Source organism: Pseudoalteromonas sp. 2CM28B (assembly GCF_023161935.1).
The window spans coordinates 55,388-78,413 of the sequence record NZ_JALNTH010000034.1; the positions used below are offsets into that span (position 1 = coordinate 55,388).

The following is a 23,026-nucleotide window of genomic DNA, read 5'->3' on the forward strand; positions in this document are numbered from 1 at the left end:
CTATAAGCGCGGGCATTAAAACGGAAATACCAGCGGGATCAAAGTTAGTACGGTAATTGAATAAATAATAGAAAGGGGTAGCCCCATCATTACATAGTCTTTTAGTCGGTAGTTACCCGCGCTATAAACCATTAAGTTAGTTTGATAACCAAAAGGTGAAATAAAGCTGGCTGAGGCGCCAAATGCAACCGCCATAATAAACGGCAAAGGTTCTACGTTAAAGCCAATAGCCAATGAGTAGGCAACCGGAAACGAAAGTGCCGCTGCGGCGTTATTAGTGATCAATTCGGTAAATAACACCGTCATTAAAAAGATTGCGATAAACGCGCCATAAGGGCCAAAGTCGCCTAGCACTACAAACATGGCGTCTGATATTTGCCCAGCAAGGCCGGTGCCTATCATCAGTTTAGCTAAACCTATGGCACTACCTACTACGGCAAGTAACTCAATAGGAAAGCGGCGTTTTATTTCGCTCAGCTTAATCGTGCCACACATCATCAGCCCAATAAGTAACACTAACAAGCCTTTAACCAGCGGTACTGCACCTAAAATACTTAACCCCAGCACACCCGCAAAGCTTAACAACACAATATTTGATTGTTTTGCGTTGAGGTGGGTTTGTAAATCAAGCCCTGAAATATACACAAACTCGCGTTTTAAGTTCGTGAGGCTATAAAAGCTTTTTCCTGGTGCGAGGATTAATGAATCACCCGCTTGTAATCGCACTTGGCCAAGCCCACCTCGTAAACGGTCATGCCCACGGCGAATAGCAATAACGGCCGCATGAAACTGCTCTCTAAAGCGGGCTTCTTTTACCGTTTTGCCAATTAACTTAGACGACTGGCTAACCACAACTTCAACGAGGTGTTCAATGTCTTTCTCGTGTTTGTCGTGCACTACTTTTAATCCATCAAAGCGAGTGAGCAAAGGCACTGACTTTATATCGCCTACAAACAGCAGTATGTCGTCTTGTTGAATAATATGTTGGGGGGTCACGGCGCAAATGCGATTGCCATCGCGAATAATTTCAGCCAAAAACAAGTCTTTTAAATCGCGTAAACCGTTTTCTTCAACGGTGCGGTTTATTAGTTTAGAGCCGGTTTGTACTTTCCCTTCTAAATAAAAAGGCACCACCTCTTGGCTATTTTTACCATTGTCGGGCAGGCATTTTAGCATCACCAAAATAGTGATTAAGCCAACACTGAGTGCGCCTAAACCCACTAAGGTAAAATCAAAAAAGCCTAATGGTGCCATCCCCGCATCTACTGCAAAGCCATTTACGATTAAGTTAGTAGAGGTACCGATGAGTGTAATAGTACCGCCTAAAATTGCGGTGTACGACAAGGGTAGCAACAGCTTTGAAGGGGAGTGGTTTGGGTTATCTTTTATGGCGGTAATTAAAGAAGCAACCACCGCAGTATTGTTAGTAAAGGAAGACAAAAACGCCGTAGAAAGCCCAAGCTTGGTCACTGATTTTACTAAACTGCCACTGGATAACGATTTAGCTAAGCGTTGAATAAGCGTGGTTTTTTCTATCGCTATCGACACTAAAATTAATAACACTAAGGTGATTAATGATGGATTAGTATAATTAACCAGCATGCTTTCTAAGTCAATTAACCCCGCTAGGTAGCTGGTGCCTATGGCACTGACAAATAACCACGCAGGATTAATACGGGTGCCAAACAGGCACCCGACTAAAAGCAACATAATGCCTGTTAAAATGAGCTGTTCTACCATGCTTTAAATGTTCCTAACAGGCGTTCATTAATGTTATAGCTTTGAAATATCAAGCGCTTGCCAATGTGGAAAGTGCTTGCGTACGAGGGCATTAAATTCAACTTCAAAGTCGCTAAATTTACCCGCATTTTCTTCACTTTGCAGTACTTGCTCTATCATTCCTGCTGCAACCGTTAAGTTTGATAAACGGTCAATAAGAATAAACGAACCGGTTTCATGATTGTGATGGTACTGATCCGCTAAAATAGTCTCGGTCAGCTCCAGTGTTACAATCGCAATTTCGTTTAACTGTAATGAATCTGCGCTGCCATGCTCTAGGGTGTTTACATCAATAGTGTGGTCAATTTTTGTGACCGTGGCCGAGGTGTTTTTACTGCCAAGTTTAAGGTTATAGCTTTTACCGAGTACCAATGGCGATTCGTGCATCCACACAATTTTAGCCTGTAATTGGTTGGTTACTTGAGCTTGCGAGTTTGCCGGTACAATCACATCCCCTCGGCTAATATCTATTTCAGTATTAAGTGTCACTGTGATTGCTTGGCCAGCTTGTGCAGTATCTAGGTTGCCATCAAAAGTAACAATTTCTTTAATATGTGATGTTTTACCTGAAGGCAGTGCCTTTACTTCATCACCTACACGTAATTTACCCGATGTAAGCGTGCCTTGAAAACCACGGAAGTTTAGATTAGGGCGTACCACGTATTGCACCGGAAGACGCGCTTCAAAACCGGTGTCGATTTCAGCGGCTGGTGAATCTTCTAACAGCTCAAGCAATGGTTTGTCGGTGTAATAAGGAGTGTGTGCAGAGCGAGTTACTACGTTATCGCCTTTAAGCGCCGACATAGGCACAAACTTAATATTTGATACGTTAAGTTGCTCGGCAAATTTTAAATAATCGGCTTTAATTTTTTCATAAACGGTTTCATCAAAATCAACAATGTCCATTTTGTTAACCGCAACCACGAACTGCTTAATACCTAATGAGTCACAAATAAAGCTATGACGCTTAGTTTGTACCTGCACGCCATAACGTGCATCCACTAAAATAATGGCAACATCACTGGTTGATGCACCCGTTACCATGTTACGGGTGTACTGCTCATGCCCAGGGGTGTCGGCAATAATAAACTTACGCTTAGCGGTTGAAAAGTAACGGTACGCTACGTCAATTGTTATGCCTTGCTCACGCTCAGCTTGTAGGCCATCTACTAACAGTGCTAAATCAAGATCTTCACCGGCGTTACCCACTTTTTCGTTATCTTTATGAAGCGCGGCTAGCTGATCTTCATAAATTTGGTGACTGTCGTGTAATAGGCGGCCAATGAGGGTTGATTTACCGTCATCCACACTGCCACAAGTCAGCATACGCAATAAGCTTTTATCTTGTTGACGTGCTAGGTAAGCGTCTATACCAATTTCTTTTACTTCATTAAATGTATCGTTATTTAGGTTAGACATTAGAAATACCCCTCACGTTTTTTCTTCTCCATAGAGCCTGCTGAATCATGATCAATCACTCGACCTTCACGTTCAGATGACGATGAAAGCAGCATTTCTTCAATAATTTCGGTTAGATTGCTGGCCGTTGATTCAACTGCGCCAGTGAGTGGATAACAGCCTAAGGTTCGAAAGCGAACCGACTTCATTTGCGGTACTTCACCTTCATTAAGTGGCATGCGATCGTCATCAACCATAATTAAAGTACCATCGCGCTCTACTACAGGGCGCTCTTTAGCAAGGTACAGTGGCACCATTTCGATATTTTCTTGATATATGTATTGCCAAATATCTAGTTCAGTCCAGTTAGACAGCGGGAATACACGAATGCTTTCTCCTGGGTTCACTTGGCTGTTATAGGTATTCCAAAGCTCAGGACGTTGGTTTTTAGGATCCCAGCGATGGTGTTTATCACGAAATGAATACACGCGCTCTTTAGCCCGTGATTTTTCCTCATCACGGCGTGCGCCACCAAATGCGGCGTCAAAACCGTATTTATTGAGCGCTTGCTTTAGCCCTTGAGTTTTCATGATATCTGTATGTTTACCCGAACCATGGGTGAATGGGCCTACACCCATTTCGATGCCTTCAGGGTTTTTGTGTACGATTAAATCAAAGCCATACTCTTTGGCTAAACGGTCGCGAAACTCAATCATTTCACGAAACTTCCAGTTGGTGTCTACGTGTAATAACGGAAACGGAATTTTTGCAGGGTAAAATGCTTTACGAGCTAAATGCAAAAGTACCGATGAGTCTTTACCGATTGAGTAAAGCATAACTGGGTTCTCAAACTCAGCGGCGACTTCGCGCATGATTTTGATACTTTCAGCTTCAAGTTGCTGAAGGTGAGTTAAAGCCATTGTTGGTCGTCCTACTAAAATGATTAAATTAAAATCTGTTAAATTACGCTACGTCTGTAAGTGGTTGAGCAAAGCTACTGATCTGCGCTTTTTCACCAAACCAGTGTAATTCTTGATGCAGCGAAGCTACTTCACCAATAATCAGTAACGCGGGTGAAATAATTTGATGCTGCTCAATGAGCTGCGCTAATTGGCCTAACTGTCCTGTGACAACACGTTGATTTTTGCGTGTACCGTTTTCAATTATGGCCACTGGTGTTGTTGCTGCTCGCCCATGTTTTAACAGCTCGGCTTGAATATGCGGCGATTTAATTACCCCCATATAAATAGCCAGTGTTTGGTTTTTTTGTGCAAGCGACTGCCAATTAAGCTCTTGGCCTTCTTTTTTACAGTGTCCGGTAACAAACTGAATAGCTTGGGCATGGTCGCGATGCGTTAAAGGAATACCTGCGTAGGCACTACATCCGGCGGCTGCCGTTATACCTGGCACTATTTGGTAATTTACGTTATTGGCTGCCAGTACTTGTACTTCTTCGCCACCACGGCCATAAATAAATGGGTCACCCCCTTTAATTCGGCACACTTTTTTACCTTGTTGTGCTAAATCAACCAACATCTTATTTGTATCTTCTTGAGCTACGCTGTGATCGCCTAAGCGCTTACCCACACAGATTAAATCGGCATCGCGACGCACTAATTCCATAATTTCATCGGATACCAAGTAATCATATACCACCACATCGGCTTGTTGCATTAGTTGCAGCGCTTTTAGTGTGAGTAGCTCCGGGTCGCCTGGGCCTGCACCGACTACGTATACTTCGCCTTCTGGTTCAACTTTGGCATCTAGCATTTGCTCTAGTTGTTGCTCAGCGCCATGGGTATCACCGGTTTGGACTTTGCTTACTACTGATGAATCAAACACGCCTTCCCAAAATTGGCGACGATCAGCAAAATGTTTAAAGCGTTGCTTTACTTTATGGCGAAAGCCACCGACCAAGTTAGCGAGTGGGCCGATATGCTGCGGGATTAGAGTTTCGAGCTTTTCACGTAAACGTCTTGCTAATACCGGTGCGGTACCTGCACTTGAAATCGCTATGGTAATTGGGTTGCGATCAACAATAGAGGGAAAAATAAAGGTACATTTAGGTTGATCATCCACCACGTTCACAAACACATTACGTGCATTGGCGAGTTCAAAAACCGTATTATTAACTTCATCATTGTCGGTGGCGGCAATAATCAAAATTTTGCCATCAAGATGTGACTCTTCAAAATAGGCATCTATTAAAGTAACTTCATTGTTGTGCGCATGTTCTTTTAATTCTTCGCAAAACCAAGGGGCAACTAGCGTTACATTGGCGCGTGCTTTTAAAAACGCACGGCATTTTCGCAAGGCAACCTCTCCACCGCCAACAACCAATACGGGTTTGTTGTCGAGTTTGGTAAAGATAGGTAAATATTGCACTGAATAACGCCCCTAAAAAATAATAAAGTGTTTAACTGAGAAGCAGAATATAGTGGCTATTGATAAGTAAAAAATAATTAAATCTTAGTTGTTATTCTTAAAAGTTATATCAATTATGTTTTTTAGGTCTAAATCGTATTTAGTAAGGGGTAGAGTGACGTTTAGTATAAAAAACGCGCTTATAGTGTTTGGTTATGAACTATAGCAAGTTTAAGCTATGATGCTTATATAGTTTAAGGTCACACAATTTCATAGGCATAAAATGACATACAATACTCAAAACGCCACGCTAGCCGTTAGCTTAATGGACTTAACCAGTTTAAACACTGATGATAGTCAAGCCAGTATTAGCGCATTAGTAAACAGTATAAATCCTAAACTAGGCACGCCTGCTGCACTTTGTGTGTTTAGTGAATTTGTTGATGACGCTAAAATAGCACTTGCTAATCGCTTATTGAGCCATGTAAAGGTGGCCACCGTAACTAACTTTCCCTCTGGTGATGCGCCACTCAATGAAGTGCTTAATGAAACGCTAATAGCTTTAGAGCGGGGGGCCGATGAAATTGATCTAGTTATTCCTTATAAAGCACTTTTAAAAGGTGAAGTAGATACCGTGCTGGAATACGTGAGTGAGAGTAAAAAGGTATGTGGCAGCCGTGCTAAGCTCAAAGTGATCATTGAAACTGGCGAGCTAAAAACGGTAGCATTTATTACTCAAGCAACTGAACTTGCCATCCAAGGCGGGGCTGATTTTGTAAAAACCAGTACAGGAAAAGTCGCGGTGAATGCCACGCTTGAAGCAACTGAAATAATGCTTAAAACCATCAAAAAATCATCAAAGCGAGTTGGTTTTAAGGCTGCAGGTGGAATCAAAACCACAGTAGATGCAAATGCTTATTTGCACCTAGCAACCGAGATTATGGGGCATGATTATTTAGCACCAGATACATTTAGGTTTGGCGCCTCATCGCTGTTAAATGACGTTTATAAGGTGTTGAATGAAGCGCAGCAGTGATGCCGAAAAACAACAATTAGAGCACGATGCGGCCAAGTTGTTTTTGCGATGTTATGAACAACAAACGGGAATTCACATGCGCCATATTTGGCACAATGAACCGAATAGACCCGATGTAAGCTGTTATCAAGAAAATCAGCAACTCGATATAGAGGTGGCGCATTTATATGCCAGTGAAACGGAAGCCATGGCCGTGTTAGGCCGGCCACTGTCGATACAAATGCAGCGTGATTTAGCCGACATGGCGCAACAACCAAGCGAACACCGGTTGCAATCAGCGTTGGAGCGCTTATTAAAACAAAAAGCGACTAAGCGTTATTATTCAAAGCGTACGTGGTTGTTAATTCGTAACGCTAGTACTATTTGGCATAAGAGCGACTTTGAAGCGGCAGTCAAAAAAGTATGTTTTCCAAATACCCATCAATTTGAACAAATATGGTTATTGTGTGATTTTTATCGCGGTGAGTTATTACGAGTGGATCATTAAAAAGTGATTTGACTAATACGTATTAAATGTTTCTAAACGGATGAAAGCCACAGGATTAATTTGATTATCAGGCCTATAAACTTATTAACAGTGAAGATTTTATCAGATGACTATCTTTACTCTTGTGTTAATGAATTGCGTAAGTATAATAGGCATCCACTTTGCAGGGGCGTAGTTCCAATTGGTAGAACAGCGGTCTCCAAAACCGACGGTTGGGAGTTCGAATCTCTCCGCCCCTGCCAATTTTTACAAGTGAATAAAGTCTAGAACTAAAAATTGGTTTGAATAAGCTTGTTTTTAAGTTTAGATTTTAATGGATTAACCCTGTCGACGTGCAGGGTTGTTGTGTCTGTAGTTAAGGTAATAATATTATGAGCACGAATATAGAAACACCATCAAGTGGGATGGAGTCAGTAAAGTGGTTAGTAGCAATTGCGCTACTTGCAGGCGCAGTCGTTGGTAATCATATGTTTGCAGATCAGTCTGTATTACTACGTGCTATTGGCGTTGTGGTTGCAATAGCGGCGGGTTTAGCTATTGCTTCGCAAACTTTTAAGGGACGTACCTTCCTTGCTTTTGCTAAAGAAGCGCGTATTGAAGTACGCAAAGTAATTTGGCCAACGCGTCAAGAAACAATGCACACGACATTAATCGTAATGGTTGCAACAGTGATTATGGCACTTATCCTTTGGGGATTAGATGGCATTTTATTCCGCGCTGTAGGCTTTTTAACTGGATTGGAGATCTGATCCCATGTCGGATGAGAATAACGAAAAGAAACTACGTTGGTACGTAGTACAAGCTTTCTCAGGTTATGAGAAGCGTGTTGCTCAAACATTATTAGAGCACATTAAAATCAAAGGCCTAGAAGATAGCTTTGGTGAAGTATTAGTTCCTACTGAAGAAGTAGTTGAGATGCGTGCTGGTCAAAAGCGTAAGTCTGAGCGTAAATTCTTCCCAGGTTACGTACTAGTACAAATGGATATGAACGATGCAAGCTGGCACTTAGTAAATAGCACTGAACGTGTTATGGGCTTTATTGGTGGCACATCAGACCGTCCTGCACCAATTAGTTCTAAAGAAGCTGATCGCATTCTTAATCGCTTACAAGAAAACGCTGAAGCGCCTAAACCAGCAACATTATTTGAACCAGGTGAAGTGGTTCGTGTTACTGATGGTCCATTTGCTGACTTTAGTGGTGTGGTTGAAGAAGTTGACTACGAAAAGAGCCGTGTAAAAGTATCGGTACTTATTTTTGGTCGTTCTACGCCAGTTGAACTTGAGTTTGGTCAAGTTGAACAAGATAAGTAATTGATTTAAAGCGTTGTGTTAAAAGTTTCTTAATTTTTGGCACGAAGCTTGAAAAAGGCCGCTGATTAACTTATAATCAGCGGCCTTTTTGTATTCAGGGAAAACGTTTGTTTAACTGTTTACTAAAAAGTGAGAAACCAATTTTTAAACTGGGAAGCCGCTAGAGTACGCGTCCTCGCGCGCACAAGGCTAAGACCCACCTAATGAGGTATTTATAATGGCTAAGAAAGTTGAAGCTCTAATCAAGCTACAAGTTGCTGCTGGTATGGCTAACCCTAGTCCTCCAGTAGGTCCAGCACTAGGTCAACACGGTGTAAACATCATGGAATTCTGTAAAGCGTTCAACGCACGTACAGAATCTATCGAAAAAGGCGCTCCAGTTCCTGTAGTGATCTCTGTTTACGGCGACCGTTCATTTACGTTCGACATGAAAACGCCACCGGCTGCTTACTTACTTAAGAAAGCTGCAGGTATCAAATCTGGTTCAGGCCGTCCTAACACTGAAAAAGTAGGCACAGTAACTCGTGCTCAACTTGAAGAAATCGTTGAGACAAAGAAACCAGACCTTACAGCTTCTGATTTAGAAGCTGCGGTTCGCACTATCGCAGGTTCTGCGCGTGCGATGGGCTTGAACGTAGAGGACTAAGATAATGGCTAAATTAACTAAACGTATGCGTACTATCCGCGAAAAAGTGGAAGTAACTAAAGATTACGAAATTAACGAAGCAGTTGCTCTTTTAAAAGAATTAGCGACAGCTAAATTCGTAGAAAGTGTTGACGTTGCTGTTAACCTTGGTATCGATGCTCGTAAATCTGATCAAAACGTTCGTGGTGCGACTGTACTACCTAACGGTACTGGTCGTGACGTTCGTGTTGCTGTATTCACTCAAGGCGCTAATGCAGAAGCTGCAAAAGAAGCCGGTGCTGAATTTGTAGGCATGGAAGATCTTGCTGATCTAGTTAAGAAAGGCGAGATGAATTTTGACGTTGTTGTTGCATCACCAGACGCTATGCGTGTTGTTGGTCAACTAGGTCAAATCTTAGGCCCACGTGGTCTAATGCCAAACCCTAAAACTGGTACTGTAACACCTAACGTTGCAGAAGCAGTTAAAAATGCGAAAGCAGGTCAAGTGCGTTACCGCAATGACAAAAATGGTATCATCCATACTACGATTGGTAAGGTTGATTTCACTGCTGAGCAGTTACAACAAAACCTTGAAGCTCTAATTGTTGCGCTTAAGAAGGCTAAACCTTCTCAAGCTAAAGGTGTTTACTTGAAGAAAGTAACTATCTCTACAACAATGGGCGCAGGTGTTTCTGTTGACCAAAGCACTTTAAGCACAGTTGTTGCTTAATTGAGTGTTTACATGGCGTGAAATTTGTACTATAATTTTGCGCCATTTTGCTGATTAATTTAGTTAATCACAAAGTAAAGAATTCGGGTTGAAGTCCATAATTTCGAAGCGCCTTAGGGCAACGCGATAAATTGGGCTTCCGTCCAAGACCGTAGGCGGCTTCGGCCTTAATATTACCTACGTAGACGGTGTGAATCCCCAGATAGATTTTTCCTAATCTTCTGGCTCTCGCCGTAAAAAGCATCTCCACCTTTATTGGTGGGGAAGAGTAAAACAGGGAAGCCGATGTACGGTAACCCATTAAACCAGGAGTAACACCCATGGCTTTAAATCTTCAAGGCAAAAAAGCAATTGTTGCTGAAGTCAACGAAGCAGCCACTGGTGCTCTATCTGCAGTAGTTGCAGATTCTCGTGGTGTAACAGTTGGTGCAATCACTGCCCTTCGTAAAGAAGCTCGTGCAAATGGTGTTTGGATGAAAGTTGTCCGTAACACTCTAGCTAAACGTGCTCTTGAAGGAACGGACTTTGAATGCCTATCTGATTCATTTGTTGGTCCAAGCTTAATTGCTTTCTCATCAGAGCACCCAGGTGCTGCTGCGCGTATCTTCTCAGATTTCGCGAAAAAGAATGAGAAATTTGAGCTTAAAACGGCCGCTTTTGAAGGTAATGTAGTAGACGCAGCTATGCTTGCAACTCTACCTACATACGACGAAGCTGTTGCACGCTTAATGAGCGCTATGAAAGAAGCGTCTGCTGGTAAATTGTGTAAAACAATTGAAGCAGTACGTGTACAGAAAGAAGAGCAAGCTGCTTAATTTTAAGCTGCTTAATCCCTTTCGGTGTAAATTTATTTGGACCTTAGAGTCCGTTAATTATTAGGAAATTTGTAATGTCTGTAACTAAAGACCAAATCCTTGACGCAATTGCTGAAATGTCAGTAATGGACGTTGTTGCTCTAGTTGAAGCAATGGAAGAAAAATTCGGCGTAACTGCTGCAGCTGCTATGGTAGCAGGTCCTGCTGCTGAAGCTGCTGAAGAGAAAACAGAATTTGACGTAATCCTTACTGGCGCTGGCGCTAATAAAGTTGCGGCAATCAAAGCTGTTCGTGGCGCAACTGGTCTTGGCTTAAAAGAAGCTAAAGCACTTGTTGAAGCTGCTCCAACTCCAGTTAAAGAAGGTGTTTCTAAGGAAGAAGCTGAAGCTCTTGCTAAAGAACTTACTGAAGCTGGTGCTGAAGTTGAGGTTAAGTAATCTAGCTTTTGCTAGGTTCGCTGCCTGAGAAATCAGGCAAGGGCTGGTGATTATTTAATCACCGGCCTTTTTGCGCTATAGAGCGACTATTCTTATAGCGCAAATAAAATCTGATTTATTCTTTAATTTCAACGCTTTATAGTTTGCTAGTGTTGAGATGGGATTAAGTTGGAACAACAGTTAAATGTTGTACATCTTGGCATAGATGCCAGTTAAGTCTGTTCTTACAAGAACAGGTCGGGTCAAAGATCAGCAAGCTGAGGAACCCCATGGCTTACTCTTATTCTGAAAAGAAACGTATCCGTAAGGATTTTGGTAAACGTCCACAAGTTTTGGATATACCTTTCTTACTGTCGACGCAGTTAGAATCGTTTAAAAAATTCTTAGTCCCGGACGCTGATGGCGATCATGGTTTGGAAGCTGCCTTCCGTTCTGTGTTCCCAATTAAAAGCTACTCGGGAAATTCTGAGCTTCAATACGTAAGTTATCGTATTGGTGAGCCAGTATTCGATGTAAAAGAATGTCAAATTCGCGGTGTGACTTATTCTGCTCCACTTCGCGTGAAACTGCGTCTTGTAGTAATGGACAAAGAAGCTCCAGGCACAGTTAAAGACATTAAAGAGCAAGAAGTTTACATGGGCGAAATTCCGCTCATGACCGATACCGGTACTTTTGTAATCAATGGTACAGAGCGTGTTATCGTTTCTCAGCTACACCGTAGCCCTGGTGTATTCTTTGATAACGACCGCGGTAAAACTCACTCGTCAGGTAAAGTGCTTTATAACGCACGCGTAATTCCTTACCGTGGTTCATGGTTAGACTTCGAATTTGATGCAAAAGATAACTTATATGTACGTATTGACCGTCGTCGTAAATTACCGGCGTCTATCATCTTACGTGCACTTGAGTACACGAGTGAAGAAATCCTAGATATCTTCTTCGATACTACTGCGTTTGAAATTGCTGACGGTAAAGTTCTTATGGAACTTGTGCCTTCACGTTTACGTGGTGAAACTGCCGCTTTTGATATCAAGAGCGAAGACGGTGAAGTCCTTGTTGAAAGCGGTCGTCGTGTTACGGCTCGCCACATCAAGAGCATCGAGAAAAAAGGCATTAATCAATTAGAAGTACCACATGAGTACATCATTGGCCGTGTATTAGCGAAGAACTATGTTGATGAGTCAACAGGTGAAATCATCGCGACTGCAAATGACGAGCTAACGCTTGAAATGATGGCTGAATTGGTTAAAGCAGGTCACACTACTATTGATACATTATATATCAATGAAGTGGACAGCGGCGCTTACATGTCAAATACATTAAACATTGACTCGTCAAGCAACCGTTTAGAAGCACTAGTAGAAATTTATCGCATGATGCGCCCAGGCGAGCCACCGACGAAAGACGCGGCTGAAGCCTTATTTGAGAACTTATTCTTCTCAGAAGAACGCTATGACTTATCAACAGTAGGTCGTATGAAGTTCAATAGCCGTGTTGGTTACGATTCAGACACAGGCCCTGGCACATTAAGCAAAGAAGACATCGTAGCGGTTATGAAAGTATTGATTGCTATTCGTAACGGTGTTGGCGATGTTGATGATATAGACCACTTAGGCAACCGTCGTATACGTAGTGTTGGCGAAATGGCTGAGAACCAATTCCGTGTAGGTTTAGTACGTGTAGAACGTGCTGTACGTGAGCGCTTAAGCTTAGGTGACCTAGACGCTGTAATGCCACAAGATCTTATTAACGCTAAGCCTATTTCGGCAGCAGTTAAAGAGTTCTTCGGCTCGTCTCAGTTATCACAGTTTATGGACCAAAATAACCCGCTATCAGAAGTAACGCACAAGCGTCGTATTTCTGCATTAGGTCCGGGCGGTCTAACTCGTGAGCGTGCTGGCTTTGAAGTACGTGACGTTCACGTAACTCACTACGGTCGTGTATGTCCAATCGAGACTCCTGAGGGTCCAAACATCGGTCTAATTAACTCATTGTCTACGTATGCACGTACCAATGACTACGGTTTCTTAGAAACACCTTACCGCAAAGTGGTAGACGGTGTAGTAACTGATGAAGTTGATTACCTATCAGCCATTGAAGAAGGTCAGTTTGTTATCGCACAGGCGAACTCAAACTTAACTGAAACCAATGAGTTTGTAGATGAACTTATTCCATGTCGTCACAAAGGTGAATCAACCTTTATGGGTCGTATGGACCAGCAATATATGGATGTATCACCACAACAGGTGATCTCTGTAGCGGCAGCACTTATCCCGTTCCTAGAACACGATGATGCTAACCGTGCATTGATGGGTTCAAACATGCAACGTCAAGCAGTACCAACATTGAAAGCGGACAAACCGTTAGTAGGTACAGGTATTGAGTTAACACTAGCAAAAGATTCTGGTGTAACGATTGTTGCTAAACGTGGTGGTGAAGTAATGTATGCCGACGCAAGTCGCATCGTTGTTAATGTACATGAAGAAGAGCGCATCCCTGGTGAAGCGGGCATCGACATCTACAACTTAACCAAGTACACACGTTCTAACCAAAATACATGTATTAACCAAAAGCCGACTTGTATGGTTGGTGAACCGGTTACTCGTGGCGATGTGTTAGCAGATGGTCCTTCGACTGACTTAGGTGACTTAGCCCTTGGTCAAAACCTTCGCGTGGCATTCATGCCATGGAACGGTTACAACTTCGAGGATTCAATCTTACTATCAGAGCGCGTAGTTGAAGAAGATCGTCTAACGACTATCCACATTCAAGAACTACAGTGTATCGCCCGTGATACTAAATTAGGCTCAGAAGAGATCACAGCAGATATCCCGAACGTGGGTGAATCTGCACTAGGCAAGCTTGATGAATCAGGCGTTGTATATATTGGTGCTGAAGTTAAAGGCGGCGATATCCTAGTAGGTAAAGTGACTCCGAAAGGCGAAACGCAATTAACACCAGAAGAGAAGCTACTACGTGCTATCTTCGGTGAAAAAGCGTCTGACGTTAAAGACAGCTCTTTACGTGTACCTAACTCTGTAACTGGTACTGTAATCGACGTACAAGTTTTCACCCGTGATGGTGTTGAAAAAGATAAGCGTGCGTTAGAAGTTGAAGACATGCAGCTTCGCGAAGCGAAGAAAGACTTCAACGAAGAGTTCCGTATTCTAGAAGCTGGTGTTTTAGAGCGTGCTCGCAAGTTACTTGTGGCAGCTGGCTTCGATGAAGACAACTTAACGTCACTGAATGCTGAAAAGTTACTAACTCAAAGCCTTGCTGAAGAAGACAAGCAAGCTGAACTTGAGCAACTAGCTGCACAGTACGATGAGCTTAAAGCTGAATACGATAAGAAGTTTGAAAACAAACGTCGTAAAATTACCCAAGGTGACGACTTAGCACCAGGTGTACTTAAAATTGTTAAAGTATACTTAGCTGTTAAACGTCGTATCCAACCGGGTGATAAAATGGCGGGTCGTCACGGTAACAAAGGTGTTATCTCGACTATCGTACCAGTAGAAGATATGCCATACGATGACAAAGGTCGTACGGTAGATATCGTACTAAATCCACTAGGTGTACCATCGCGAATGAACATCGGTCAGATCCTTGAAACACATATGGGTCTAGCTGCACGCGGTATTGGTGAGCGCTTAGAAGAAATGATGAAAGAGCAACGCGAGCTTCATGAGCTACGTGAATTCATTAAACAAGCTTATGAGATCGGTGAATCTCGTCAGGTTGTGGATATCGCTAGTTTCTCTGATGACGAAATTCGTCGTTTAGCTGAAAACTTGAAAGGTGGTTTACCGATTGCTACTCCTGCATTTGATGGCGCGAAAGAAGACGAAATCAAAGACATGCTAGAGCTAGGCGGCTACCCTAGAAGTGGTCAGGTTACACTTTATGATGGCCGTACTGGCGATCAGTTTGAACGCCAAGTAACTGTAGGTTACATGTACATGCTTAAACTTAACCACTTGGTTGATGATAAGATGCATGCGCGTTCTACTGGTTCTTACAGCCTTGTTACTCAGCAGCCGCTGGGTGGTAAAGCACAGTTCGGTGGCCAGCGTTTTGGTGAGATGGAAGTATGGGCACTTGAAGCTTACGGTGCTGCTTACACGCTACAAGAAATGCTAACAGTGAAATCGGATGACGTGAACGGTCGTACTAAGATGTATAAAAACATCGTTGATGGTAACCATAAAATGGAACCAGGTATGCCAGAATCGTTCAACGTATTGTTGAAAGAAATCCGCTCACTGGGTATCAACATCGAGTTGGAAGAAAATTAAGCCAATTAGTTGCTGCAGTGAACGCTGCAGCATCTGTTATGGCTGAATAGAATGTAGGGACGAGAACATCCGTCCTCAAGATTAACTCCGACAGGAGAGCTAAGGTGAAAGACTTACTTAAGTTTCTGAAGCAACAAAATAAGACCGAAGAATTCGATGCAATTCGCATTGGTCTTGCTTCACCAGACATGGTTCGTTCATGGTCATACGGTGAAGTAAAGAAACCTGAGACTATTAACTACCGTACTTTCAAGCCTGAGCGCGATGGCTTATTCTGTGCCCGTATTTTCGGCCCAGTGAAAGATTATGAGTGTTTATGTGGTAAATATAAACGCCTTAAACACCGTGGTGTGATCTGTGAGAAGTGTGGCGTTGAAGTAACACTCACTAAAGTGCGTCGTGACCGTATGGGTCATATAGAACTGGCAAGTCCAGTTGCGCATATATGGTTTTTAAAATCATTACCGTCACGTATCGGCTTAATGCTTGATATGACGCTTCGTGATATTGAACGTGTTCTTTACTTCGAATCATTCGTAGTAACTGAGCCTGGTATGACAACGCTTGAGCGTGGTCAGCTATTAGGTGAAGAAGAATACCTAGATGCACTTGAAGAACATGGTGATGAGTTTGAAGCGAAGATGGGTGCTGAAGCAGTATTAGACTTGCTTCGTGAACTCGATCTTGCTCAATTAATTGCAGAGATGCGTGAAGAGTTACCAACAATTAACTCTGAAACTAAGCGTAAAAAGATCACTAAACGTCTTAAGTTAATGGAATCGTTCCACCAATCAGGTAATAACCCTGAGTGGATGATCATGACAGTACTTCCAGTATTGCCACCTGACTTACGTCCATTAGTACCACTAGACGGTGGCCGCTTTGCGACATCTGATCTAAATGACCTTTACCGTCGTGTTATTAACCGTAATAACCGTCTTAAGCGTCTACTAGATTTAGCTGCACCAGATATTATCGTACGCAACGAAAAACGTATGTTACAAGAAGCGGTTGATGCGCTACTTGATAACGGTCGTCGTGGTCGTGCAATTACAGGTTCTAACAAACGTCCACTTAAATCGCTTGCTGATATGATCAAAGGTAAGCAAGGTCGTTTCCGTCAGAACTTACTTGGTAAGCGTGTAGATTACTCTGGCCGTTCTGTAATCACGGTTGGTCCTACACTTAAGCTTCATCAGTGTGGTCTTCCTAAGAAGATGGCATTAGAGCTTTTCAAACCATTCATCTATGGCAAATTAGAACGTCGCGGCATGGCTACGACAATCAAAGCAGCTAAAAAGATGGTTGAGCGTGAAGTAGCGGAAGTATGGGATGTACTAGATGAAGTAATTCGTGAACATCCAGTATTACTTAACCGTGCACCAACACTTCACCGTTTGGGTATCCAAGCGTTTGAACCTGTGCTTATCGAAGGTAAAGCGATTCATTTGCATCCATTAGTATGTGCGGCTTACAACGCCGACTTCGATGGTGACCAAATGGCGGTACACGTACCGCTAACAATTGAAGCGCAACTAGAAGCTCGTGCGTTAATGATGTCTACAAACAACATCTTATCGCCTGCTAATGGTGAGCCAATCATCGTTCCTTCACAGGACGTTGTATTAGGTCTTTATTACATGACGCGTGACCGCATTAACGCCAAAGGCGAAGGCACCGTATTTAAAGATCCTAAAGAAGCAGAAAAAGCATACCGTAGTGGTAATGCCGACCTTCACGCAAAAGTGAAAGTACGTATTAGCCAATCAGTAGCGAATGAAGATGGTGTTGTAGAAGATACAATTACTATCATTGATACTACAGTGGGTCGTGCAATTCTGTCTCTTATTTTACCTAAAGGTATGCCGTTTGAGTCAATCAACCAAGCCCTAGGTAAAAAGCAGATTTCTAGCTTACTAAATGAGTGTTACCGTCGTCTTGGATTAAAAGACACAGTAGTTTTTGCTGACCAAGTTATGTACACCGGTTTCCACTACGCAATGAAGTCAGGTGTTTCAATTGGTATAGATGACTTAGTTATCCCACCAGTGAAAGCATCAATCATTGAAGCAGCAGAAGCTGAAGTAACTGAAATCAACCAACAATTCCAATCAGGTCTTGTTACGGCTGGTGAAAAGTACAACAAAGTTATCGATATCTGGTCACGTGTAAATGAAAACCTATCACGTGAAATGATGGCTAACTTGTCAAAAGACACCGTAGTGAATGCGCAAGGTGAAGAAGAAGAGCAACCGTCATTTAACTCAGTGTTTATGATGGCCGACTCAGGTGCTCGTGGTAGTGCCGCTCAGATCCGTCAGCTAGCAGGTATGCGTGGTCTAATGGCACGTCCAGATGGTTCAATCATCGAGACGCCAATCACGGCTAACTTCCGTGAAGGTCTAAACGTACTTCAGTACTTCATCTCAACGCACGGTGCGCGTAAAGGTCTTGCCGATACTGCACTGAAAACAGCAAACTCGGGTTACCTAACGCGTCGTCTAGTAGACGTTGCACAAGATTTGGTAATCAACGAAGACGATTGTGGCACAGAAGATGGCTTAACAATGAAACCGCTAATTGAAGGTGGTGACGTTGTAGAAGCACTTCGCGAACGTGTACTAGGTCGTGTTGTTGCTGAAGATGTTGTAATACCAGGTACTAATACAGTACTTGTTGAACGTAACATCATGCTTGACGAAAAACTGTGTGACCTTTTAGAAGAGCACTCAGTAGATGAAGTGCGTGTACGTTCAGTTATCACCTGTGATAACGACTTTGGTGTATGTGCTAAGTGTTATGGTCGTGACCTTGCACGTGGTCATATCATCAACGCGGGTGAATCAGTAGGTGTTATCGCAGCTCAATCAATCGGTGAGCCGGGTACACAGCTTACGATGCGTACTTTCCACATCGGTGGTGCGGCATCAAGAGCGTCTGCTGAGAATAATGTACAAGTTAAAACAAACGGTACATTAAAACTTCACAACGCTAAATATGTATTAAATACAGACGGTAAGATTGTTATTACCTCTCGTTCTACCGAGATCACTATCATTGATAGCTATGGTCGTGAGAAAGAGCGTTATAAAGTACCTTACGGTGCGGTATTAACAGTGCATGACAATGCAGAAGTTCAAGGTAACGACATCGTTGCTACTTGGGACCCGCATAGTCACCCAATCGTTCTTGAGCATAAATCAAAAGTATCGTTCAGCGATATCGATGATTCAAACACTGAAGCACAGACTGACGAACTAACGGGTTTAACTCGTGTAGTTGTTAAAGATCTTGCTAAAGCGAATGCGAAAGAGCCAAAGCTTATCATTGAAAGTGATGAGCGTGGATTGCAAGAAACGCGTCTTCCTTCATTCACTACGATTGAAGTAACAGACGGCGCGACTGCAAACCCAGGTGACGTATTAGCACGTATTCCGCAAGAAGGTTCGAAAACTCGTGATATCACGGGTGGTCTACCACGCGTAGCCGACTTATTTGAAGCACGTAAACCAAAAGATCCTGCAATCCTTGCAGAAATCACCGGTACTATTAGCTTCGGTAAAGAGACTAAAGGTAAGAAACGTTTAGTTATTACACCAGCTGAAGGCGATCATTACGAAGAAATGATTCCTAAGTGGCGTCAGCTTAACGTGTTTGAAGGTGAACAAGTGTCTAAAGGTGAAGTTATCGCCGATGGTCCAGAATCACCGCATGACATCTTACGCCTTCGTGGTGTGACTCATGTTGCTAATTACATTGTTAACGAAGTGCAAGAGGTTTATCGTTTGCAGGGCGTTAAGATCAATGATAAGCACATTGAAACTATTATTCGTCAAATGCTACGTAAATGTATCATTCTAGACGGTGGTGATACTGAGTTCTTAGCCGGTGAGCAAATTGAAGTGGCACGCGTTAATATCGCAAACCGCGACCTTGAAGCTCAAGGTAAGATCCCAGCTAAGTTTGAAATCCAGTTAATGGGTATCACAAAAGCATCACTAGCGACAGAATCTTTCATCTCAGCAGCCTCGTTCCAGGAGACAACTCGTGTCCTAACAGAAGCCGCTGTAAATGGTAAGAGCGATGAACTACGCGGTCTGAAAGAAAACGTAATTGTGGGTCGATTGATCCCAGCCGGTACCGGTTTTGCGTATCATCAAGAGCGTATGGCTCGTCGTAAGCAAAAAGACGTTGTTGAAGAGCAAACGGTAAGTGCGGAAGAGGCAACTCAAGCACTCACTGATGCTTTAAACGCGGATTTATCTGGAAATCAATAAACCGAATCTAATCAATAGATTAGAGTTTCACAAGGTAGTTATCTACTGCCTTGTGAGCGGTTTAGGTTGACAGGTCAATCTTTGCTCATTAAAATTCCGCCACCCATTTACTTGCACGTTTAAAACATGCTGGTAAAACAAGGGCGGATTTTTTATTTTTTTCAGTAGTAATTTTAATTTCAGGAGCTATTTAAATGGCAACTATTAACCAGCTAGTGCGTAAGCCACGTCGTAGCAAGGTTACTAAAAGTAACTCAGCTGCGCTTAAAGCGTGTCCGCAAAAGCGTGGTGTATGTACTCGCGTATATACAACTACACCTAAGAAACCAAACTCGGCGTTACGTAAAGTAGCTCGTGTACGTTTAACTAACGGTTTCGAAGTAACTTCATACATCGGTGGTGAAGGTCATAACCTTCAAGAGCACAGTGTAATCCTAATCCGTGGTGGTCGTGTTAAAGATTTACCAGGTGTGCGTTTTCACACTGTACGTGGTGCACTTGACTGTGCAGGCGTTAGCGACCGTCGTCAAGCTCGTTCTAAATACGGTGCAAAACGCCCTAAAGGCTAATTGTTTTCCGTTAGTAAGGCCAAGCACTAAATATTATTAATTATTGTTTTGGGTGATTGACTCGAAAGAGCAAACCTGAATAAACCGGAGATACAAAATGCCTAGAAGACGCGTAATAGGTCAACGTAAAATTCTTCCAGATCCTAAGTTCGGATCGGAACTTCTTGCTAAGTTCGTTAACATCGTAATGTTAGACGGCAAGAAATCTACTGCTGAAAAAATCGTTTATGGTGCGCTAGACGTGGCTGCTGAGAAATCAGGCAAGTCGCACCTAGAAATCTTTGAAACTGCACTTGATAATATCCGTCCACAGGTAGAGGTTAAATCTCGCCGTGTTGGTGGTTCAACTTATCAAGTACCAGTTGAAGTACGTCCAGTACGTCGCAACGCATTAGGTATGCGTTGGTTAGTAGACGCTGCTCGTAAGCGTGGCGAAAAATCTATGGGCTTACGTTTAGCTCAAGAAATCGTTGACGCTGCTGACAACAAAGGCACTGCGGTTAAGAAACGTGAAGACGTTCACCGTATGGCTGAAGCGAATAAAGCATTCGCTCATTACCGTTGGTAATCTGTCCTTAACCTTTAAGAGGATTTTATGGCACGTACAACTCCACTTGAGCGTTACCGCAATATCGGTATTTGTGCTCACGTAGATGCAGGCAAAACCACCACAACAGAACGTGTTCTGTTCTACACAGGTCTTTCTCATAAGATCGGTGAAGTACATGATGGCGCCGCAACTATGGATTGGATGGAGCAGGAACAAGAGCGTGGTATCACAATCACTTCTGCTGCAACAACGTGTTTCTGGAAAGGGATGGACGCGCAATTTGACAACCATCGCATCAATATCATTGATACCCCAGGACACGTAGATTTCACTATCGAAGTAGAGCGTTCTTTACGTGTACTAGATGGTGCGGTAGTTGTTCTTTGTGCTTCATCGGGTGTACAGCCGCAAACTGAGACAGTTTGGCGTCAAGCGAACAAATACGAAGTTCCGAGAATGATCTTCGTAAATAAAATGGATCGCACAGGCGCTGACTTCTTAACGGTTGTCGGCCAGGTGAAATCTCGTCTTGGAGCAACGCCTGTTCCAGTCCAGTTGCCAATTGGCGCTGAAGACGACTTTAAAGGTGTTATTGACCTTATTAAAATGAAAGCTATTAACTGGAATGATGAAGACCAGGGTATGACTTTCTCTTATGAGGCAATACCGGCAGAACTTCAGGATTTAGCTGAAGAATGGCGCTCTCATTTAGTTGAAAGCGCTGCTGAAGCCTCTGAAGAATTAATGGATAAATACTTAGAAGGTGAAGAGTTAAGCGAAGCAGAAATTAAAAATGCTTTGCGTCAACGCACATTAGCGAACGAAATTGTTCCCATGACCTGTGGTAGTGCATTTAAAAACAAAGGCGTTCAAGCTGTGCTTGATTGCGTTGTTGAATATATGCCATCACCAACACAAGTGAAACAAATCCAAGGTATCCTCGAAGATGGTACCGAGGAAGAGCGTCCTGCTGATGATAAAGCGCCGTTTGCTGCACTTGCTTTTAAGATTGCAACAGACCCGTTTGTTGGCACCTTGACCTTTTTCCGTGTTTACTCTGGTACTGTTAAACAGGGTGACGCGGTATATAACCCAGTAAAAAGTAAGCGTGAGCGTCTTGGTCGTATCGTTCAGATGCATTCAAACTCACGTGAAGAGATCAAAGAAGTCTACGCAGGCGACATCGCGGCGGCTATTGGTCTCAAAGACGTAACAACAGGCGAGACACTGTGTGATCCGAATTCTATTATTACGCTAGAGCGTATGGAGTTCCCAGAACCAGTTATCTCTGTTGCGGTTGAGCCTCGCACAATCGCTGACCAGGATAAAATGGGTATCGCGCTAGGTAAACTAGCGGCAGAAGATCCATCTTTCCGCGTACAAACTGACGAAGAATCAGGCCAGACGATTATCTCTGGCATGGGTGAACTTCACCTTGATATCATTGTCGACCGTATGAAACGTGAATTCAGTGTTGAATGTAACGTTGGTAAGCCGCAGGTTGCATACCGAGAAGCTATTCGTTCAACTGTTGAAGTTGAAGGGAAGTTTATACGTCAATCAGGTGGTCGTGGTCAATATGGTCACGTCTGGCTTAAACTTGAACCGATGGATATTTCGGATGATGAAGCCCCAATTTACGAGTTCGTTAACGAAACCGTAGGTGGGTCAGTTCCGAAAGAATACATCCCTGCGGTAGACAAAGGTATCCAAGAGCAAATGGCTCAAGGTGTACTGGCAGGCTACCCATTACTTGGCGTGAAAGCGACTTTATATGATGGTTCATTCCATGATGTAGATTCGAATGAAATGGCATTTAAAATAGCAGGTTCACTCGCTATGAAGCAAGGTGCGCTAGATGCAAACCCTGCTTTATTAGAGCCAGTAATGAAGGTTGAAGTACTCACTCCTGAAGCAAACATGGGTGATGTAGTTGGCGACCTAAACCGTCGTCGCGGCATGATCGAAGGCATGGAAGATGCACTTGGTGGACTTAAGCAAATTAATGCTCAGGTTCCGTTATCTGAAATGTTTGGTTATGCGACTGCTTTACGATCTGCAACACAGGGCCGTGCCTCATACTCTATGGAGTTTTTGAAGTACGCTGAAGCCTCTAAGCAGGTTGCAGATACAATAATTTCAGCTCGCGCTGTTATATGATTTTAGCTTGTCTGGCTCAATACTGAGTCAGGCTTTAATTTCTTTATTAGGAATTTTTTAAGATGGCAAAAGAAAAGTTTGAACGCGTAAAACCGCACGTAAACGTTGGTACAATTGGCCACGTTGACCACGGTAAAACTACACTAACTGCAGCAATCACTAACGTACTTGCAAAAGTATACGGCGGTGTTGC

18 protein-coding genes and 1 tRNA gene are annotated in these 23,026 nt (G+C 43.0%); 15 read left to right on the forward strand and 4 right to left on the reverse strand.

Annotation, left to right across the window (positions count from 1 at the left end):
- Positions 1-15: 15 nt before the first annotated feature.
- The 4 genes from MTN96_RS29100 to cysG are packed head-to-tail and all read right to left on the reverse strand — an operon-like array spanning position 16 to position 5,562.
- Entirely contained in the window at positions 16-1,740 is a 1,725-nt protein-coding gene (locus MTN96_RS29100) for an SLC13 family permease (RefSeq protein ID WP_069440242.1), read from the reverse strand.
- 33 nt (positions 1,741-1,773) lie between these two features.
- Positions 1,774-3,198 (reverse strand): sulfate adenylyltransferase subunit CysN, encoded by a 1,425-nt coding sequence (gene cysN / locus MTN96_RS29105; RefSeq protein WP_069440243.1) that lies wholly within the window; start codon positions 3,196-3,198, stop codon positions 1,774-1,776.
- Positions 3,198-4,097 (reverse strand): sulfate adenylyltransferase subunit CysD, encoded by a 900-nt coding sequence (gene cysD / locus MTN96_RS29110; RefSeq protein ID WP_008108450.1) that lies wholly within the window; start codon positions 4,095-4,097, stop codon positions 3,198-3,200. Before cysD ends, cysN begins: the two co-directional genes overlap by 1 nt.
- A 43-nt stretch (positions 4,098-4,140) precedes the next feature.
- On the reverse strand, positions 4,141-5,562 hold the full coding sequence (cysG, locus tag MTN96_RS29115) for a siroheme synthase CysG (protein WP_138626638.1): 1,422 nt from the start codon (positions 5,560-5,562) through the stop codon (positions 4,141-4,143).
- Positions 5,563-5,824: 262 nt separating this feature from the next.
- Here cysG and deoC point away from each other — a divergent pair, with 262 nt between their 5' ends.
- From deoC to MTN96_RS29190, 15 genes are all read left to right on the forward strand, one after another.
- The gene (gene deoC, locus MTN96_RS29120) at positions 5,825-6,577 is read left to right on the forward strand and encodes a deoxyribose-phosphate aldolase (RefSeq protein WP_069440245.1); all 753 of its coding nucleotides are present in this window, start codon (positions 5,825-5,827) and stop codon (positions 6,575-6,577) included.
- On the forward strand, positions 6,561-7,064 hold the full coding sequence (locus MTN96_RS29125; RefSeq protein ID WP_064663604.1) for a hypothetical protein: 504 nt from the start codon (positions 6,561-6,563) through the stop codon (positions 7,062-7,064). The genes deoC and MTN96_RS29125 overlap by 17 nt, the downstream gene beginning before the upstream one ends.
- Positions 7,065-7,229: 165 nt before the next feature.
- Positions 7,230-7,306 (forward strand) — tRNA-Trp (locus MTN96_RS29130).
- Positions 7,307-7,435: 129 nt separating this feature from the next.
- Positions 7,436-7,813, forward strand: coding sequence for a preprotein translocase subunit SecE (secE, locus tag MTN96_RS29135; RefSeq protein ID WP_036981008.1), 378 nt, complete (start codon positions 7,436-7,438; stop codon positions 7,811-7,813).
- A gap of 4 nt (positions 7,814-7,817) precedes the next feature.
- Positions 7,818-8,375 (forward strand): transcription termination/antitermination protein NusG, encoded by a 558-nt coding sequence (gene nusG / locus MTN96_RS29140; RefSeq protein WP_013463844.1) that lies wholly within the window; start codon positions 7,818-7,820, stop codon positions 8,373-8,375.
- Between the two features lie 217 nt (positions 8,376-8,592).
- Positions 8,593-9,021, forward strand: coding sequence for a 50S ribosomal protein L11 (gene rplK / locus MTN96_RS29145; RefSeq protein WP_008108462.1), 429 nt, complete (start codon positions 8,593-8,595; stop codon positions 9,019-9,021).
- 4 nt (positions 9,022-9,025) lie between these two features.
- Positions 9,026-9,730 carry a 50S ribosomal protein L1 gene (rplA, locus tag MTN96_RS29150; RefSeq protein WP_036981010.1) on the forward strand — a complete coding sequence of 235 codons (705 nt, stop codon included), beginning with the start codon at positions 9,026-9,028 and terminating at the stop codon, positions 9,728-9,730.
- Positions 9,731-10,050: 320 nt separating this feature from the next.
- Positions 10,051-10,545 (forward strand): 50S ribosomal protein L10, encoded by a 495-nt coding sequence (gene rplJ / locus MTN96_RS29155; RefSeq protein ID WP_036981014.1) that lies wholly within the window; start codon positions 10,051-10,053, stop codon positions 10,543-10,545.
- A gap of 74 nt (positions 10,546-10,619) precedes the next feature.
- The gene (gene rplL / locus MTN96_RS29160) at positions 10,620-10,982 is read left to right on the forward strand and encodes a 50S ribosomal protein L7/L12 (RefSeq protein ID WP_016710549.1); all 363 of its coding nucleotides are present in this window, start codon (positions 10,620-10,622) and stop codon (positions 10,980-10,982) included.
- 269 nt (positions 10,983-11,251) lie between these two features.
- Complete coding sequence (gene rpoB / locus MTN96_RS29165; RefSeq protein WP_138626639.1) at positions 11,252-15,277, forward strand: DNA-directed RNA polymerase subunit beta; 4,026 nt, start codon at positions 11,252-11,254, stop codon at positions 15,275-15,277.
- A gap of 104 nt (positions 15,278-15,381) precedes the next feature.
- Positions 15,382-19,554 (forward strand): DNA-directed RNA polymerase subunit beta', encoded by a 4,173-nt coding sequence (rpoC, locus tag MTN96_RS29170; protein WP_036981021.1) that lies wholly within the window; start codon positions 15,382-15,384, stop codon positions 19,552-19,554.
- A 194-nt stretch (positions 19,555-19,748) separates the two neighbouring features.
- Entirely contained in the window at positions 19,749-20,123 is a 375-nt protein-coding gene (rpsL, locus tag MTN96_RS29175; RefSeq protein ID WP_002958885.1) for a 30S ribosomal protein S12, read from the forward strand.
- A 97-nt stretch (positions 20,124-20,220) separates the two neighbouring features.
- A complete protein-coding gene (gene rpsG, locus MTN96_RS29180; protein WP_010392135.1) occupies positions 20,221-20,691 on the forward strand; it encodes a 30S ribosomal protein S7 in 471 nt (156 codons plus the stop codon).
- Positions 20,692-20,718: 27 nt separating this feature from the next.
- Positions 20,719-22,833: an elongation factor G gene (gene fusA / locus MTN96_RS29185; protein ID WP_138626641.1), complete on the forward strand. Its 2,115-nt coding sequence runs from the start codon at positions 20,719-20,721 to the stop codon at positions 22,831-22,833.
- A 62-nt stretch (positions 22,834-22,895) separates the two neighbouring features.
- Positions 22,896-23,026, forward strand: a 131-nt coding sequence (locus MTN96_RS29190) for a GTP-binding protein (RefSeq protein ID WP_231611860.1), incomplete at its 3' end; no start/stop codon positions are given.

Coding starts and splice junctions, on each gene's coding strand:
- MTN96_RS29100 (WP_069440242.1), bottom strand. CDS start 1,740: ATGGTAGAACAGCTCATTTTAACAGGCATTATGTTGCTTTTAGTCGGG.
- cysN (WP_069440243.1), bottom strand. CDS start 3,198: ATGTCTAACCTAAATAACGATACATTTAATGAAGTAAAAGAAATTGGT.
- cysD (WP_008108450.1), bottom strand. CDS start 4,097: ATGGCTTTAACTCACCTTCAGCAACTTGAAGCTGAAAGTATCAAAATC.
- deoC (WP_069440245.1), top strand. CDS start 5,825: ATGACATACAATACTCAAAACGCCACGCTAGCCGTTAGCTTAATGGAC.
- MTN96_RS29125 (WP_064663604.1), top strand. CDS start 6,561: ATGAAGCGCAGCAGTGATGCCGAAAAACAACAATTAGAGCACGATGCG.
- secE (WP_036981008.1), top strand. CDS start 7,436: ATGAGCACGAATATAGAAACACCATCAAGTGGGATGGAGTCAGTAAAG.
- nusG (WP_013463844.1), top strand. CDS start 7,818: ATGTCGGATGAGAATAACGAAAAGAAACTACGTTGGTACGTAGTACAA.
- rplK (WP_008108462.1), top strand. CDS start 8,593: ATGGCTAAGAAAGTTGAAGCTCTAATCAAGCTACAAGTTGCTGCTGGT.
- rplA (WP_036981010.1), top strand. CDS start 9,026: ATGGCTAAATTAACTAAACGTATGCGTACTATCCGCGAAAAAGTGGAA.
- rplJ (WP_036981014.1), top strand. CDS start 10,051: ATGGCTTTAAATCTTCAAGGCAAAAAAGCAATTGTTGCTGAAGTCAAC.
- rplL (WP_016710549.1), top strand. CDS start 10,620: ATGTCTGTAACTAAAGACCAAATCCTTGACGCAATTGCTGAAATGTCA.
- rpoB (WP_138626639.1), top strand. CDS start 11,252: ATGGCTTACTCTTATTCTGAAAAGAAACGTATCCGTAAGGATTTTGGT.
- rpsL (WP_002958885.1), top strand. CDS start 19,749: ATGGCAACTATTAACCAGCTAGTGCGTAAGCCACGTCGTAGCAAGGTT.
- rpsG (WP_010392135.1), top strand. CDS start 20,221: ATGCCTAGAAGACGCGTAATAGGTCAACGTAAAATTCTTCCAGATCCT.
- fusA (WP_138626641.1), top strand. CDS start 20,719: ATGGCACGTACAACTCCACTTGAGCGTTACCGCAATATCGGTATTTGT.